This is a genomic window from Caballeronia sp. S22 (assembly GCF_964261745.1).
Taxonomy (GTDB): Bacteria; Pseudomonadota; Gammaproteobacteria; order Burkholderiales; family Burkholderiaceae; genus Caballeronia; species Caballeronia jiangsuensis.
On record NZ_OZ180035.1, the window covers coordinates 1422274 to 1438357 of the forward strand.

The 16084-nt window shown below is 63.9% G+C and carries 11 protein-coding genes; 7 read left to right on the plus strand and 4 right to left on the minus strand.

Annotated elements, in window-relative coordinates; translation table 11 throughout:
- Window positions 1-109: 109 nt before the first annotated feature.
- The 6 genes from rluB (at window position 110) to truB (ending at window position 8817) form a co-directional block, all read left to right on the plus strand.
- Complete coding sequence (rluB, locus tag ACEN42_RS06735) at window positions 110-2011, plus strand: 23S rRNA pseudouridine(2605) synthase RluB (protein ID WP_371880971.1); 1902 nt, start codon at window positions 110-112, stop codon at window positions 2009-2011.
- A 373-nt stretch (window positions 2012-2384) separates the two neighbouring features.
- Window positions 2385-2843 (plus strand): ribosome maturation factor RimP, encoded by a 459-nt coding sequence (gene rimP / locus ACEN42_RS06740; RefSeq protein WP_035501172.1) that lies wholly within the window; start codon window positions 2385-2387, stop codon window positions 2841-2843.
- Window positions 2840-4315: a transcription termination factor NusA gene (nusA, locus tag ACEN42_RS06745; protein ID WP_035501118.1), complete on the plus strand. Its 1476-nt coding sequence runs from the start codon at window positions 2840-2842 to the stop codon at window positions 4313-4315. Before rimP ends, nusA begins: the two co-directional genes overlap by 4 nt.
- A gap of 93 nt (window positions 4316-4408) precedes the next feature.
- Window positions 4409-7393: a translation initiation factor IF-2 gene (gene infB, locus ACEN42_RS06750; protein WP_187604558.1), complete on the plus strand. Its 2985-nt coding sequence runs from the start codon at window positions 4409-4411 to the stop codon at window positions 7391-7393.
- Between the two features lie 95 nt (window positions 7394-7488).
- Complete coding sequence (gene rbfA, locus ACEN42_RS06755) at window positions 7489-7875, plus strand: 30S ribosome-binding factor RbfA (protein WP_035501116.1); 387 nt, start codon at window positions 7489-7491, stop codon at window positions 7873-7875.
- 3 nt (window positions 7876-7878) lie between these two features.
- Window positions 7879-8817, plus strand: a complete 939-nt coding sequence (truB, locus tag ACEN42_RS06760) for a tRNA pseudouridine(55) synthase TruB (protein ID WP_371880972.1) — start codon at window positions 7879-7881, stop codon at window positions 8815-8817.
- Window positions 8818-8875: 58 nt separating this feature from the next.
- On the opposite strand, the gene ACEN42_RS06765 is transcribed toward truB, so the two are convergent.
- From ACEN42_RS06765 to ACEN42_RS06780, 4 genes are all read right to left on the minus strand, one after another.
- Entirely contained in the window at window positions 8876-10435 is a 1560-nt protein-coding gene (locus ACEN42_RS06765) for a DHA2 family efflux MFS transporter permease subunit (RefSeq protein ID WP_238292997.1), read from the minus strand.
- A gap of 13 nt (window positions 10436-10448) precedes the next feature.
- Window positions 10449-11699, minus strand: coding sequence for an efflux RND transporter periplasmic adaptor subunit (locus ACEN42_RS06770; RefSeq protein ID WP_187604561.1), 1251 nt, complete (start codon window positions 11697-11699; stop codon window positions 10449-10451).
- 52 nt (window positions 11700-11751) lie between these two features.
- Window positions 11752-13278 carry an efflux transporter outer membrane subunit gene (locus tag ACEN42_RS06775; RefSeq protein ID WP_371880973.1) on the minus strand — a complete coding sequence of 509 codons (1527 nt, stop codon included), beginning with the start codon at window positions 13276-13278 and terminating at the stop codon, window positions 11752-11754.
- A gap of 75 nt (window positions 13279-13353) precedes the next feature.
- Window positions 13354-13869: a MarR family winged helix-turn-helix transcriptional regulator gene (locus ACEN42_RS06780; RefSeq protein WP_187604563.1), complete on the minus strand. Its 516-nt coding sequence runs from the start codon at window positions 13867-13869 to the stop codon at window positions 13354-13356.
- Window positions 13870-14181: 312 nt separating this feature from the next.
- Here ACEN42_RS06780 and typA point away from each other — a divergent pair, with 312 nt between their 5' ends.
- Window positions 14182-16008: a translational GTPase TypA gene (typA, locus tag ACEN42_RS06785; RefSeq protein ID WP_035501110.1), complete on the plus strand. Its 1827-nt coding sequence runs from the start codon at window positions 14182-14184 to the stop codon at window positions 16006-16008.
- Window positions 16009-16084: the final 76 nt, after the last annotated feature.

Sequence of the window (16084 nt, forward strand, 5' to 3'; positions counted from 1 at the left end):
CGCACAACCCGGCTCTCCATAAAGATCATCTCGAGACGACCAGCCGGACCGATCAGCGGATTTTTAGACGCGCCCGCGACGGGCGCGCGATTCGACATTTGAGGTTGTTTTGACACACTCCCACGACAGCGATTCGCCTGAATCCGCGCGCCCGGCGCATGCCGCGGACGCATCCGAGTCGGCCGACGCCGGCGAACGCACGCGCGCCGATCGCGCCGATGAAAGCGGCGAGGGCGAAGACCGGCCGCGCCGTGGGCTGCGCCGCGGGCCGCGCAGCCTGATCGCACGGCGTCGCGCTGTCGCGAAGACCAAGGACGAAAGCGTGCCGGGCGCCGTGAACGAGACGCCGCCCGATGGCGTCGTCGCGGCGCAGGTGCGCACTCCGCGCAAGGACCCGGCCGCAAAACCGCGCAAGAGCGAAGGCGCGAGTCCGCGCGGCCGCAAGAATGCGCGCGCCGACGCTGGCGAGGCCAGTGCCGAAGCGGCGGATGAACCGGTCGTGCAGGCCGAGGCATCCGCGCCGCGTGAAGGCGGACGGCGCAAGAACCCGCCGCAGCAAAAGCGCGGCGGCAAGCGCAACGCCAGTGACTCGGGGCCCGCGACGGTCGAGAGCGCGGCCGCTGCCGCCGTCGACGACGTCTTCGCCTACGTGACCTCGCCGGCCTTCGACGCCGACAACGGCTCGGGCGGCGTGCGCGCCCCGATGCTGCGACGCGGCCGCAACGCCCCGCAGCAAAAGCGCGTGCTGGAACCGGACGACGACGCGCCGAAGCTGCACAAAGTGCTCGCCGACGCCGGCATGGGCTCGCGTCGCGACATGGAAGAATTGATCATCGCCGGCCGCGTGTCGGTGAACGGCGAACCGGCGCATATCGGCCAGCGCATCATGCCGAGCGATCAGGTGCGCATCAACGGCAAGCCGCTCAAGCGCAAGCTCGCGAGCAAGCCGCCGCGTATCCTGCTCTATCACAAGCCGACGGGCGAGATCGTCAGCCACGCGGACCCGGAAGGCCGTCCTTCCGTGTTCGACAAGCTGCCGTCGATGAAAACGGCCAAATGGCTCGCGGTCGGCCGACTCGACTTCAACACCGAAGGCCTGCTGCTGCTTACGACGTCGGGCGATCTGGCGAACCGGTTCATGCATCCGCGCTACAGCGTCGAGCGTGAATATGCGGTGCGCGTGGTCGGCCAGCTGTCTGAGGGGATGAAGCAGAAGCTCCTGAAGGGCGTCGAACTCGACGACGGTCCCGCCAACTTCCTGCGCATTCAGGACGGTGGCGGCGAAGGCACGAATCACTGGTATCACGTCGCGCTGGCCGAAGGCCGCAATCGCGAAGTGCGCCGCATGTTCGAGGCCGCGGGTCTGATGGTGAGCCGCCTGATCCGTACGCGTCACGGTCCGATCGCGCTTCCGCGTGGCCTGAAGCGCGGTCGCTGGGAGGAGCTCGAAGACAATGAGGTGCGCAGCCTGCTGGAGTCGGTCGGCCTGAAGCTGCCGACAGCCGAGAAGGGCGGACGCAGTGCGGCGCCGCGCGTGCAACCCGATCCGATGCAGACGTCGATGGGCTTCATCACACGCGAACCGGTGCTGAGCTCGCACTCGCGCATGGCCCAGCAGCAGACGCCGGGTCGCGGCGGCCGGCGCGGTCAGCCGGGCGGCGTCGCCGGCGGCTTCGGGCTCGGCGGCATGGGCGGCGGATTCGGCGCCAACACGGGAACGGGCAACGCCGGCGGCATGGGCCGTCGCGGCGGACGCGAAGCGAACGGCAACCGCGTGGGCAACGAGCCGAACGGCAACCGGGCTAACGGTGGCGGCGGCCGGCCGGGTCCGCGCGGCGCTCGTCCGCAAGGCGGCGCGCCGGGCATGGGCGGCAGCGGCGCTGGCAAGCGTGCTGCGGGCGGCAATGCGCCGCGTGGCAATCGCCAGGGCGGCGCACAGCAGGGTCCGTCGCAGGGCAAGCCGGGCGGCGGCGCCGGCCGGGGCGCGCGCAATCGCTCGCGCGGCCGCTGAGCACAGCAAAGCGCAAAGAAAGGCAAAAACGCCATTGGGAATCGGGTGCGATGGCCGCACCTGTTTCCGATGGCGAAAACAAGCGCTTTACTCTTCGGGATCACGAAGACGAATCGACGTGAAATTGGGCTCAACAGGGCTGAAAGCGCGCGTTACGTTTGCGTTTATCCTGAAAAATGGCTAAAATCATGAAGTCGCTGGGCACGTAGTTTTTTCGCTGCCCGGGTGCGACCTCGGTTGAAGATGATGGGCGTTGCGCCCATTTTTTTTTGGCTATTCGGTTCGGCATCTCGGGAGCAGGGTGCGCGCCCGCATGAAGGCGCTCGCTCGCAGGTGTTTTTGCGTGGAGCGCGCGAAACACCTTGGAGTTACTGTGCAACTGACGGAATTGATAGAAACCACGGTCTCGGGCCTTGGCTACGAGCTTGTCGATCTCGAGCGTTCGGGAGGCGGCATGCTGCGTATATATATCGACCAGCCGGCTGGTATCGCCATCGAAGACTGCGAGAAGGTCACGCGCCAGCTCCAATACTTGCTCGAAGTCGAGAACATCGATTACGACCGGCTCGAGGTATCGTCGCCGGGGCTCGACCGCCCGCTCAAGAAACTGGCGGATTTCGAGCGCTTCGCGGGGAGCGAAGTCTCCATCACGTTGAAAAAGCCGCTGGACGGGCGCAAATCGTTCCGTGGCATCTTGCACGCCCCTGACGGCGACACGATCGGATTGGAATTTGAAGGGAAGGACGGCGCCGCGATGCTCGATTTCACGCTCGCGGACCTCGATAAGGCACGTCTCGTCCCCAAGGTTGATTTTAGGAGCCGCAAACAATGAGTCGCGAAGTATTGATGCTGGCGGATGCGCTGGCACGCGAAAAGAACGTCAACAAGGACGTCGTGTACGCAGCGCTGGAAGCTGCGCTTGCTTCCGCAACGAAGAAGCTCTTCGAAGAAGACGTGGATATCCGCGTCGCTATCGACCGTGAGAGCGGCGAGCATGAAACCTTCCGCCGCTGGCGCGTCGTGCCGGACGAGGCCGGCCTGCAAGAGCCGGATCAGGAAATCCTGCTGTTCGAAGCGAAGGAACAGAAGCCCGACGCAGAGGTGGACGACTTCATCGAGGAGCCGATTCCGTCGATCGAATTTGGCCGCATCGGCGCGCAGGCCGCCAAGCAGGTCATCCTGCAGAAGGTGCGCGACGCCGAGCGCGAGCAGATCCTGAACGACTTCCTCGAGCGCGGCGAAAAGATCATGACCGGCTCGGTGAAGCGCCTGGACAAGGGCAATTTCATCGTCGAGTCGGGCCGTGTCGAAGCGCTGTTGCGCCGTGACCAGCTGATCCCGAAGGAAAATCTGCGCGTGGGCGACCGCGTGCGCGCGTATATCGCGAAGGTCGACCGCACCGCGCGTGGTCCGCAGATCGAGCTCTCGCGCACCGCGCCCGAGTTCCTGATGAAGCTCTTCGAACTGGAAGTGCCGGAAATCGAACAGGGCCTGCTGGAAATCAAGGCAGCCGCGCGCGATCCCGGCGTGCGTGCGAAAATCGGGGTGATCGCCTACGACAAGCGCATCGACCCGATCGGCACGTGCGTCGGCATCCGCGGTTCGCGCGTGCAGGCCGTGCGTAACGAGCTCGGTGGCGAGAACGTCGACATCGTGCTATGGTCGGAAGATCCCGCGCAGTTCGTTATCGGCGCCCTCGCGCCGGCAGCCGTTCAGTCGATCGTCGTCGATGAAGAAAAGCACTCGATGGACGTCGTCGTGGACGAAAACGAGCTCGCCGTCGCCATCGGCCGCGCCGGCCAGAACGTGAGACTCGCAAGCGAACTCACCGGCTGGCAAATCAATATCATGACGCCGGACGAGTCGGCGTTGAAGCAGAACGAAGAGCGTGGCAAGTTGCGCGACCTGTTCATGGCGCGTCTGGATGTGGACGAGGAAGTCGCCGACATCCTGATCGACGAGGGCTTCACGAGCCTCGAAGAAATCGCCTACGTGCCGCTCAACGAAATGCTCGAAATCGAAGCCTTTGACGAAGACACCGTGCACGAGCTGCGCAATCGCTCACGCGACGCGCTGCTCACGATGGCGATCGCCAACGAAGAGAAAGTGGAAGGCGTCGCGCTCGAGCTGAAGAGTCTCGACGGCATGGACAACGAGCTGCTTGCCAAGCTCGCAGAGCACCAGATTCAGACCCGCGACGATCTCGCGGAGCTGGCAGTCGATGAACTGGTCGAAATGACCGGTATGGAAGAGGATGCCGCTAAGGCGTTGATCATGAAAGCACGTGAACACTGGTTCCAGTGAGAAATGACCATGGCGCACTGATATTTGGCGGCCTGTTTGGCCGCGTGACCCCGATCTAACCGCAAGGATATGTCCTTGCATCAAGAGGAATGAATGGCGAGTAACAACGTAGCCCAATTTGCCGCGGAACTCAAAATGCCTGCGGGCGTCCTGCTCGAGCAGTTGCAGGCGGCTGGCGTCCAGAAAGCGAGCGCGAATGACGACCTGTCTGAAACGGACAAGGCGCGTCTGCTCGATCATTTGCGCAAGTCGCACGGTTCCGCCGACGCCGACAAGCGCAAGATCACTTTGACCCGCCGGCATACGTCGGAAATCAAACAATCCGACGCAACGGGTAAAGCTCGCACCATTCAGGTCGAGGTGCGCAAGAAGCGTGTTTTCGTGAAGCGCGACGAACCCGGTCTCGAGCAGGCCGAGGCCGCGCCGAATCACGTCGAAGAGCCGGAAGTCGACGAGGCCGAACTGCAGCGCCGCGAGGAAGAAGCGCGTCACGCCGCCGAGCAGCTCGAACGCGAAGAGCGCGAGCTGAAGGAGCAACAGGCAAAGCTCGAACGCGAGGAAGCCGAGCGCCGCGCCCGCGAGGAAGCGGCGGAAGCCGAGCGCAAGAAGCAGGAAGAGGAAGCAGCGCGCCGTGCGGCGGCTGCGGCTCAGGCGGCGGAAATCTCGCGTGCGGCGCAGTCCGCGCGTCAGGAAGCGCGTACGCAGCCGGCGGTCGAAGCCAAGCCGGAACCGAAGCAGGACGATACCGCTCAGCGCGAAGCCGCCGAAAAGGCAGCGGAAGAGAAGGCCGCGAGCGAGCGCGCTGCTCAGCGCGAAGCCGCGAAGAAGGCCGAAGAAGACGCGAAGGCAAAGGCCGACAAGGCGCGTCTGGAGCAGGAAGCCATCGCGAAGCGTCGTGCGGCGGCGGAAGCCGAAGCGCGCGCCATCCGCGAAATGATGAACACCCCGCGCAAGGCGCAGGTGAAGGCGCCGGAACCCGCGCCCGCACCGAAGCCGGTGGAAGCGGCGAAGGCCGCCGAAGCGAAGGGCACGCTGCACAAGCCCGCGCGACCGGAAGGCGCGCAGGCGGCACGTCCCGCGGCGGCGAAGAAGCCGGCTGCACCTGGCACGACGGCTCCCGCATCGACAGCTCCGGCAGGCGCTGGCGACAAGAAGAAGGCTGGCAAGGGCGGCTGGCAGCAGGACGACGCATCGAAGCGCCGTGGCATGAAGACCCGTGGCGATTCGAGCGGCGGCGTCGATCGCGGCTGGCGCGGCGGTCCGAAGGGTCGCGGCAAGCATCAGGATCAGACCACGTTTCAGGCGCCGACCGAGCCGATCATCCGTGAAGTGCATGTGCCGGAAACCATTTCGGTGGCCGACCTCGCGCACAAGATGTCGGTGAAAGCTTCGGAAGTCATCAAGGTGATGATGAAGCTCGGCCAGATGGTCACGATCAACCAGGTGCTGGACCAGGAAACGGCGATGATCGTCGTCGAGGAACTGGGCCATCGCGCGGTCGCGGCGAAGCTGGACGATCCGGAAGCGCTGCTCGTCGAAGGCGAGGCCACGGAAGACACGGCAGAGAAGCTGCCGCGTCCGCCGGTCGTCACCGTCATGGGTCACGTCGACCACGGCAAGACCTCGCTCCTGGACTACATCCGTCGCGCGAAAGTGGCGGCGGGCGAAGCGGGCGGCATCACGCAGCATATCGGCGCGTATCACGTCGAAACGCCGCGCGGCGTCATCACTTTCCTCGACACGCCGGGTCACGAGGCCTTCACGGCCATGCGTGCGCGCGGCGCGAAGGCAACTGACATCGTCATTCTGGTGGTAGCAGCGGATGACGGCGTGATGCCGCAGACGAAGGAAGCGATCGCCCACGCGAAGGCGGGCGGCGTGCCGATCGTCGTCGCGATCAACAAGATCGACAAGCCGGAAGCCAACCCCGACCGCGTGAAGCAGGAACTCGTCGCGGAAGGCGTGGTGCCGGAAGAGTACGGCGGCGATTCGCCGTTCATCGAAGTATCGGCGAAGACCGGCCGCGGTATCGACGATCTGCTGGAAAACGTGTCGCTGCAAGCCGAAGTGCTGGAACTGACCGCGCCGGTCGATGCAGCCGCGAAGGGCCTCGTGATCGAAGCCAAGCTCGATAAGGGCAAGGGCCCGGTCGCGACCATTTTGGTGCAGTCGGGCACGCTGAATCGCGGCGACGTGGTTCTCGCGGGCAGCGCCTACGGCCGCGTGCGCGCAATGCTGGACGAAACCGGCAAGCCGACGAAAACGGCAGGTCCGTCGATTCCGGTTGAAATTCAGGGTCTGTCGGAAGTGCCGGCGGCGGGCGAGGAAGTCATCGTGCTGCCGGACGAGCGCAAGGCGCGCGAAATCGCGCTGTTCCGTCAAGGCAAGTTCCGCGACGTCAAGCTGGCGAAGCAGCAGGCCGCCAAGCTCGAGAACATGCTCGAGCAGATGGGCGAAGGCGAAGTGCAAAACCTGCCGCTTATCGTCAAGGCGGACGTGCAGGGTTCGCAGGAAGCGCTGGTTCAGTCGCTGCAAAAGCTCTCGACCAACGAAGTGCGTGTGCAGATCGTGCACAGCGCGGTCGGCGCGATCAGCGAATCGGACGTCAACCTGGCGACGGCGTCGAAGGCCGTCATCATCGGCTTCAACACGCGTGCGGATGCGCAAGCCCGCAAGCTGGCCGAGTCGAACGGCATCGACATCCGCTACTACAACATCATCTACGACGCAGTGGATGAGGTGAAGGCAGCGATGTCCGGCATGCTCGCGCCGGAGAAGCGCGAGACGGTGACGGGCATGGTCGAGGTGCGTCAGGTCATTCGCGTGCCGAAGGTCGGTCTGATCGCGGGTTGTATGGTCACGGACGGCGTCGTCAAGCGTTCCTCGTCGGTGCGCGTGATCCGCAACAACGTCGTGATTCACACCGGCGAACTCGATTCGCTCAAGCGCTTCAAGGACGACGTCAAGGAAGTGCGTCAGGGCTTCGAGTGCGGTATGTCGATCAAGAACTTCAGCGACATCGTGGAAGGCGACCAGTTCGAAGTCTTCGAAGTGACGGAAGTGGCTCGCACACTGTAATGCGCTAGCCGCCGATAAAAGGGCGGGGTGAGCCTGGCGGCTCGCTCCGCCCTTTTTGCATCGGGCGGCAAGAAAAGAAACACGGAAACGACATCATGGCTAAAAAACGGACATCCCCGAACCGCAACGTGCAGATTGCGGACCAGATCCAGCGAGATCTTTCCGAACTCATGCGCGAGGTCAAAGACCCGCGCGTGGGTCTCGTGACGATTCAGAGCGTCGAGCTCACGCCCGACTACGCGCACGCGAAGATCTATTTCACGACACTCACCGGCGATCCGAAACAGACCGAGCAAGGTTTGAATCACGCGGCGGGACATCTGCACAATATGCTGTTCAAGCGCCTGCATATCCATACGGTGCCCACGCTGCACTTCCACTACGACCAGACGATCGAGAAGGCCGTCGAGATGTCGCGCCTGATCGACGAAGCGAACGCCTCGCGCGCGAAGGACGCGGACGACGATCAGGAAGGCAAGTAAGCCATGAGTGGCACGGAAAAACAGGCGCGGCCGAAGATTCCGCGCCGCGCGCTGGATGGCGTGCTGCTGCTGGACAAGCCGCTCGGGCTGTCGAGCAACGATGCGCTCATCAAGGCGAAGCGGATTTATCTCGCGAAGAAGGCGGGCCACACCGGCACGCTCGATCCGCTCGCGACGGGTTTGCTGCCGCTTTGTTTCGGCGAGGCGACGAAGTTCTCGCAAGACCTGCTTGAAGCGGACAAGACTTACGAAGCGACCATGCGTCTCGGCATCCGCACGACGACCGGAGATGCCGAAGGCGAGGCCATCGACACGCGTGACGTAACGTGCGACCAGGCGGCGGTTTCAGAAGCAATGACGAAGTTTCTCGGCGAAATCACGCAGGTTCCGCCGATGTACTCCGCGCTCAAACGCGACGGCAAGCCGCTCTACGAATACGCTCGTGCAGGTCAGACGGTGGAACGCGAAGGCCGTCAGGTGACGATTCACGCGTTGCAGTTGATCTCGTGCGCGCTGCCGCTCGTGACGTTTCGTGTGACGTGCAGCAAGGGCACATACGTGCGCACCCTGGCGGAAGATATCGGCGAGGCGCTCGGTTGCGGCGCGCATCTGACGGCGCTGCGGCGCACGGGCGTCGGCGCGTTGACGCTGGAGCACGCGGTCACGCTGGACGAACTCACCGGCATGAACGAAGCGGAGCGCGATGCACGGCTTCAGCCTGTCGACGCGCTTCTGTCCACCTTTCCCGCGGTTGAACTGAATGACGAAGCGACCCAGCGCTTTCTTCACGGCCAGCGCCTGCGGCTCGCGGACGTCGTGCAAACGCGCCTCGAAGAAGGTCGCGTGCGTGTCTATGCGCGAGAAGGCGGTCGCCTGCTCGGCGTGGCGCGTGCGGGCGAAGGTGTGCTCGCGCCCGAACGATTGATCGTCACGGCGCAATAAAAAAGAGCCCGGTTGAGCGATCAACCGGGCTCTCTTCATTCCACGTGCGGCAATTCGGTCAGTGCGCCGCCGACGCCGCCGCTGCCGAATCCCCACCGCCCGAACGCTCGGGCCGCGTGATCCAGATCAACGCGATCAGCGCGACGAAAATCCCCGCGGAGATATAGAACATGTCGTTCACGCCGAGCTGCGCGGCTTGCTGCGTCGCCATGCTGTTGTACAGGCCGTAGGTCTGATCCTTCGAGAAACCGAGCGCGCCCATCTGCTGCATCGAGTTTGCAAAGACAGGGTTATACGAGTTGGCCTGCTCGACGAGTTGCGCGTGATGCACGATCGAACGATGCTCCCACGCGGTCGAGAAAATCGACGTGCCGATGCCACCGCACATGATCCGCACGAAGTTCGACAAGCCCGACGCCGCCGGAATCCGATGCCCCGGCAAACCCGACAGCGTGATCGACACGAGCGGAATGAAGAAGCCCGCCATGCCGATGCCCTGAATCACCGTCGGCACCGTGAGCGCCCAGGTATCGACGCCCGTCGTATAACGCGAGCGCATCCAGAAGCACAGCGCGAACACGAGAAACGCGGCGGTCGCGATGTAGCGCGGGTCGGTTCGGGGCAGGAACTTGCCGGTGATCGGCGAAAGCAGGATCGCGAACAGGCCGACCGGCGCCATCACGAGGCCGGCGTTCGTCGCGGTGTAGCCGATATCCGTCTGCAGCCACAGCGGCAGCAGCACGAGATTGCCGAAGTAGAGTCCGTAGCCGATCGACAGCGCGATCGTCCCGCCCGTGAAATTGCGCAATTCGAACAGCGACAGATCCACGACCGGATGCTCCGCCGTCAGCTCCCAAACGATGAAGAATGCGAACGAGATCACCGCGATCAGCGCGAGCACGACGATCGTCGTCGAGTTGAACCAGTCGAGATCCTTGCCCTTGTCGAGCATGACCTGCAGCGAGCCGACCCAGATCACGAGCAACGCGAGCCCGACGGTGTCGATCGGCGCCTTGCGGATCGCGGAATCGCGGTCGCGGAAGATCGCGAAGGTGGCGAGCGCCGCGGCGATACCGACCGGGATGTTCACGTAGAAGATCCACGGCCACGAGATGTTGTCGGAGATCCAGCCGCCGAGCACCGGGCCCGCGACCGGCGCGATGAGTGTCGTCATTGACCACATCGAGAGCGCCATCGGCGCTTTTTCGCGCGGATAGCTCGCGAGCAGGAGCGTCTGCGACAGCGGGATCATCGGGCCGGCGACGGCGCCTTGCAGCACGCGCGCGGCGAGCAGGAACGGCAGCGTCGGCGCGAGGCCGCAGAGCCACGACGCGAGCACGAACAGGATGATCGAGCCGAGGAACAGCCGCACCTGGCCGATGCGCTGCGTAAGCCAGCCGGTGAGCGGCACCGAGATCGCGTTGGCGACCGCGAACGACGTGATGACCCACGTGCCCTGATCCGACGACACGCCGAGGTCGCCGGAGATCGACGGAATCGAGACGTTCGCGATCGACGTGTCGAGCACGTTCATGAACACGGCGAGCGATACGGCAATCGTCCCGATGACGAGCTTTCCGCCCGACAGCGGCGGGTGAACGACGTTTTGCGAAGACATGAGGCGAATCCGCTTACATCAGCTTGGCGGCGGATGCGGACTTCGTCGCCTTGCCGCGCGCCGACGACGGCGTGTTCTGCGCCGACGAACCCGCGCCCGTGCCCGCGTTCTGCTGGATGATGCGCGCGATTTCCTGATCGGCCTGCGCGCCGTAGTTGTCGAACACGTTGGTCTGGTAGACCGTGTTCTGCGCGTTGCCGAGCTGGCCGCCTTCCTCGTTCTTGATCGTCACGTCGACGTTCATCGAGAGGCCGATGCGCAGCGGATGCTGCTCCAGTTCCTTCGGATCGAGCTGGATACGCACCGGCAGACGCTGGACGACCTTGATCCAGTTACCCGTCGCGTTCTGCGCGGGCAAGAGCGAGAACGCCGAGCCCGTGCCGGCCGAGAAGCCGATGACCTTGCCGTGATACACGACGCTCGAACCGTACAGGTCGGCCGTCAGTTCCACGGGTTGCCCGAGGCGCATGTGCTTCAACTGCACTTCCTTGAAGTTCGCGTCGACCCACACGCCGTTGAGCGGCACGATTGCCATCAGCGGATTGCCCGGCGAGACGCGCTGGCCGACCTGCACCGAGCGCTTCGCCACATAGCCCGTCACTGGCGCCGGCAGCGTATTGCGCGCAAAGTTGATGTACGAGTCGCGCACCTTGGCGGCCGCGGCGAGCACGTTCGGGTGATCGGCGATCGTCGTGTTGGCCGTGAGCGAACGGTTCGACGCGAGTTCCTGCTCGGCGGAGTCGAGCGCGGCCTGCGCGCCACGGACCGCGTCGCGGGCGTGCGAGATTTCTTCCTGCGACACCGCGCCCGTCTGCGCGACTTGCATGCGGCGCTTCAGATCGTCCTGCGCGCGCGACAGATCCGACTTGCGCAACGCGATCTGCGCTTCGTACTGGTTGTTGTTCACGAAGAACGTGCGTACCTGGCGCACGGTCTGCGCGAGATTCGCCTCGGCCTGATCGAGCGCGACCTTGGAGTCGGCCGGATCGAGCGCGACGAGCGGATCGCCCACTTTTACGGTCTGCGTGTCGTCCGCGTTCACCGAGATCACCGTGCCGACGACCTGCGGCGTGATCTGCACGACGTTGCCGTTGACATAGGCGTCGTCGGTGGCTTCGTGGAAGCGCGCGACGAGGAAGTAGTACAGCCCGTACGCGACGGCGGCGATGATGATGACGAGCACGATCAGCGTCATCAGCCGGCGGCGTTTGCCGTTGCTTTGCTTCGGCGCGGGCGCGGCGGCGGTTTGTTGAGGGTCGCTCATGAAAGACTCCGAATATTCCGTATTGGTCTTGATGCGTGTTCTTGTGCGCGGCTTACTTCGACGGCGCGGACTGATTCGCCGCCTGCGTGCTCGCCGGATTCTGCCCGTTGCCGCCGATCGCGAGATTCGTGCTCGTCGCGTCGAAGCCGCCGCCGAGCGATTTGATCAGCGCGATTTGCAGATCGGTGCGCTTCAGGCGCAGATTCGTCACGGTCTGTTCGTTGGCGAGGCGGTTTTCGTCGGCGTTGAGCACCTGCAACTGCGGCGACAGGCCGGCCTTGTAGCGGATCACCGCGAGCTGATAGGCGCTCGACGCCGCCGCGAGTGCGCGCTGGGCGTCGGCCATCTGCTTGTCGAGCGAGCGGATCGCGGAAATATTGGTCGCGACGTCGTTCATCGCATTGATGAGCGTCTGATTGTAGTTCGCGACATCGCCCTCGAAGTCAGCGTAACGGCCCTTCAACTGGCCGCGCAGGGCGCCGGCATCGAACATTGGCAGATGAATCGCCGGTCCGATCTGGATCTGGCGGCTGCTCGCCTGCAGGAAGCGGCCCCAGCCGAACGCGTCGAAACCGAAGCCCGCCGCGAGGTTGATGTCCGGGAAGAACTCGGCCTTCGCTTCCTTGATATTGTGCGTCGCGGCTTCGACCTGCCAGCGCGCGGCGACGATGTCCGGGCGGCGCGCGACGAGGTCGGCGGGGACGTTGTCGGGCAGACTCACGTTGACGTTCGGATTGATCACGGGCTTGGCGATCTGCAGGCCGCGGTCCGGACCCTTGCCGAGCAGCGCGGCGAGCTGATAGCGGACGGTTTCGATCTGTCCGTCGAGCTCGGTCGAGTTCGTCTGGCTCGTCGCGACGTTGCCTTCCGCGGTGCGGCGCTCCACGTTGGTGTCGAGCCCGGCCGCGACGCGCCCGTTCGTGATGCGCCCGACGTCCTGCCGATTCGCGATCTCACGCTGGGCGACATCGCGCAACGCGTAGAGCAGCGCAAGCTGGTTATACGTGCGCGCGACCGATGTCGCCAGCGTCACGCGCGCCTGCTGCATGTCCGCCTCGGCGGCCTTTTGCTGCGAGACAGCCATGTTCAGCCGCGAGCGGTTCTTGCCCCACAGGTCGAGTTCCCACGACGCGCTCGCGAGCACGTTGTTCTCGCTGTACCAGGTGCCGCCGTAGGGAGGCGGGAAGAGCGCGTTGGCCGAATACAGCTCGCGCGTCCACGAATACGATCCGTTGACCTTCGGATAGAGCGCCGAGCGCGACGTTTCGATGTACGCCGACGCTTTCGCGATGCGCGATTGCGCCTGCGCGATGGTCGGATTGTCCGCGAGCGCCTCGTCGATCAGTTGCGGCAATTGCGGATCCCCGAACTGCTTCGCCCAGTCGAGCGCCGGCCACTGGCCGCCTTGTCCCGGCAGGCTCTGCGTGGCATCGAAGTTTTCAGGCGCGGCAATCTGCTTGTCGCTCGAAATGCCCGCGTAGTTCGCGCAACCCGCGAGCGCGAGCGCAGCCATCGCGGCAGCCACGGCGCTCTTCACGCGACGCTCGCCGGGCAGCGCGGACAAGGAAAGGTGGTTCATATCTCGTCTCTTGAGAAGAGAATTAAAGATGGACGTTGCAATCATTTTGTAGGCTTGCGATGACAAATTTGCTTGTCATCGCAATGACGTACCAGGCTTATCGTTGGCATGAAGCAGCGACGCGACGGAAGGATCGCAGGAATTTGCCAGAATCCGCCGAAGCATACTTTTCAGGAAACCCACTTCTTCGGGCGTGAAGCCCGCGAGCAGGTTATCCAGCACGCGCGTAAAGATGGCGGGAATCTTCTCGGCCGTCGCCTGGCCTTCGTCCGTCAGCGCGAGGCGCACGACACGCCGGTCTTCCTCGCTGCGTACGCGCGAGAGCAGGCCGCGCTTTTCCAGCCGGTCGATGAGGCGCGTCACGGCGCTCGCGTCGATCCCGTATTCGCGGGCGATGTCCGCGGCCGTCAGGCACTTGCCGACTGCCAGCATGAAGAGGATGCTTGCCTGTGTGCTCGTGATGCCGAGTTCGGATGTCGTGTGTTGCGTAACCATGTTCCACATGGTCGAGCGCACCCGGCCGATCAGGTAGCCGACGCTCTCGGCGAACACATAGTCGCCGATGGCCGCAGATTTCGGAGCGTCGCTCATGGAAATAATTGTGCGATTGCAATAGTTGACTAGGCAGGATTATAGGCAAGCGTTTCAGTCGCTGCAAGACTCTTTTCTGAAACCGCTTAACAATCGACCCTGCGCGGCTGCGACGCGCAGGGTCGAGACCCAAGACTTACGGGTTGAGTCCTATTGCAAGGGAACGACATCCATGCGTGCTATAATTTACGGTTCTCACCGCGCCGGGCCCGCATAGTCATGCTTGCATGACGGTTTCAAGGGGGGTTTGCCGAGCCATGAAGTCTCGCTGAAGAGACTCGCTCCGACGGCGCACAACCAAGACATCTCTATATGACTCGCGCCCTCCGCAATATCGCCATCATTGCCCACGTCGACCACGGCAAGACCACGCTCGTCGACCAGTTGCTCCGCCAGTCGGGCACGTTCCGGGAAAACCAGCAGGTCGCCGAGCGCGTCATGGACTCGAACGACATCGAAAAGGAACGTGGCATCACGATTCTTGCGAAGAACTGCGCCGTCGAATACGAAGGCACGCACATCAATATCGTCGATACGCCGGGACACGCCGACTTCGGCGGTGAAGTGGAGCGCGTGCTGTCGATGGTCGATTCCGTGCTGCTGCTCGTCGACGCCGTCGAAGGCCCGATGCCGCAGACGCGCTTCGTCACGAAGAAGGCGCTCGCGCTGGGTCTGAAGCCGATCGTCGTCATCAACAAGGTGGACCGTCCGGGCGCGCGTATCGACTGGGTGATCAACCAGACCTTCGATCTCTTCGACAAGCTCGGCGCGACCGAAGAGCAGCTCGACTTCCCGATCGTTTATGCGTCGGGCCTGAACGGCTACGCGGGTCTCTCGCCCGAAGTGCGCGAAGGCACGATGCGTCCGCTCTTCGAAGCCATCCTCGAACACGTGCCGGTTCGTCCGGCCGATCCGGACGGCCCGCTGCAACTGCAAATCACGTCGCTCGACTACAACTCGTACGTCGGCCGTATCGGCGTGGGCCGTGTCGCGCGTGGCCGCATTCGCCCCGGCATGCAGGTGGCGGTGCGTTCTGGCCCGGACGGCGCGATCATCAATCGCAAGATCAATCAGGTGCTGTCGTTCCACGGTCTCGAGCGCGTGCAGGTCGAAGAAGCGCAGGCCGGCGATATCGTGCTGATCAACGGCATCGAGGAAATCGGCATCGGCGTGACGATCTGCTCGCCGGACAATCCCGAAGCGCTGCCGATGATCACCGTCGACGAACCGACGCTCACGATGAACTTCCTCGTGAATTCGTCGCCGCTCGCGGGCAAGGAAGGCAAGTTCGTGACGAGCCGCCAGATTCGCGACCGTCTCACGAAGGAACTGAACCACAACGTGGCGCTGCGCGTGAAAGACACCGGCGACGAAACCACGTTCGAAGTGTCGGGCCGAGGCGAGCTGCATCTGACGATTCTCGTCGAGAACATGCGCCGTGAAGGCTATGAGCTCGCGGTGTCGCGTCCGCGCGTCGTGCTGCAGGAAATCGACGGCGTGAAGTGCGAGCCGTATGAAAACCTGACGGTCGATATCGAAGACCAGCATCAGGGCGGCGTGATGGAAGAACTCGGCCGCCGCAAGGGCGAAATGCTCGACATGACCTCCGACGGCCGTGGCCGCACGCGTCTCGAGTACAAGATTTCGGCGCGCGGTCTGATCGGCTTCCAGAGCGAGTTCCTGACGCTCACGCGCGGCACGGGTCTGATGAGCCACACGTTCGATTCGTACGCGCCGGTGAAGGAAGGCTCGGTCGGCGAGCGTCGTAACGGCGTGCTGATCTCGCAGGACGACGGCGCCGCTGTCGCCTATGCACTGTGGAAGCTGCAGGATCGCGGCCGCATGTTCGTGTCGCCCGGCGATGCGCTCTATGAAGGCATGATCATCGGCATTCACAGCCGCGACAACGACCTCGTCGTGAACCCGATCAAGGGCAAGCAGCTGACCAACGTGCGCGCGTCGGGCACCGACGAAGCCGTGCGCCTCGTGCCGCCGATCCAGCTTTCGCTGGAATACGCGGTCGAGTTCATCGACGATGACGAACTCGTCGAAGTGACGCCGCAGTCGATCCGTCTGCGCAAGCGTCATCTGAAAGAGCACGAGCGCCGTCGCGCGAGCCGTGAAGCGAACGCCGAGTAAGTTTCAGGCGTCGATCGCATCGGCAGAGCAAAAGCCGCCTTCGGGCGGCTTTTGCTTTTTTCGTCGTCATGCAAGA

Bases quoted from the DNA above. Each gene is read 5' to 3' on its own strand.
- nusA (WP_035501118.1), top strand. From the start codon at position 2,840: ATGAGTCGCGAAGTATTGATGCTGGCGGATGCGCTGGCACGCGAAAAG.
- infB (WP_187604558.1), top strand. From the start codon at position 4,409: ATGGCGAGTAACAACGTAGCCCAATTTGCCGCGGAACTCAAAATGCCT.
- rbfA (WP_035501116.1), top strand. From the start codon at position 7,489: ATGGCTAAAAAACGGACATCCCCGAACCGCAACGTGCAGATTGCGGAC.
- truB (WP_371880972.1), top strand. From the start codon at position 7,879: ATGAGTGGCACGGAAAAACAGGCGCGGCCGAAGATTCCGCGCCGCGCG.
- ACEN42_RS06765 (WP_238292997.1), bottom strand. From the start codon at position 10,435: ATGTCTTCGCAAAACGTCGTTCACCCGCCGCTGTCGGGCGGAAAGCTC.
- ACEN42_RS06770 (WP_187604561.1), bottom strand. From the start codon at position 11,699: ATGAGCGACCCTCAACAAACCGCCGCCGCGCCCGCGCCGAAGCAAAGC.
- ACEN42_RS06775 (WP_371880973.1), bottom strand. From the start codon at position 13,278: ATGAACCACCTTTCCTTGTCCGCGCTGCCCGGCGAGCGTCGCGTGAAG.
- ACEN42_RS06780 (WP_187604563.1), bottom strand. From the start codon at position 13,869: ATGAGCGACGCTCCGAAATCTGCGGCCATCGGCGACTATGTGTTCGCC.
- typA (WP_035501110.1), top strand. From the start codon at position 14,182: ATGACTCGCGCCCTCCGCAATATCGCCATCATTGCCCACGTCGACCAC.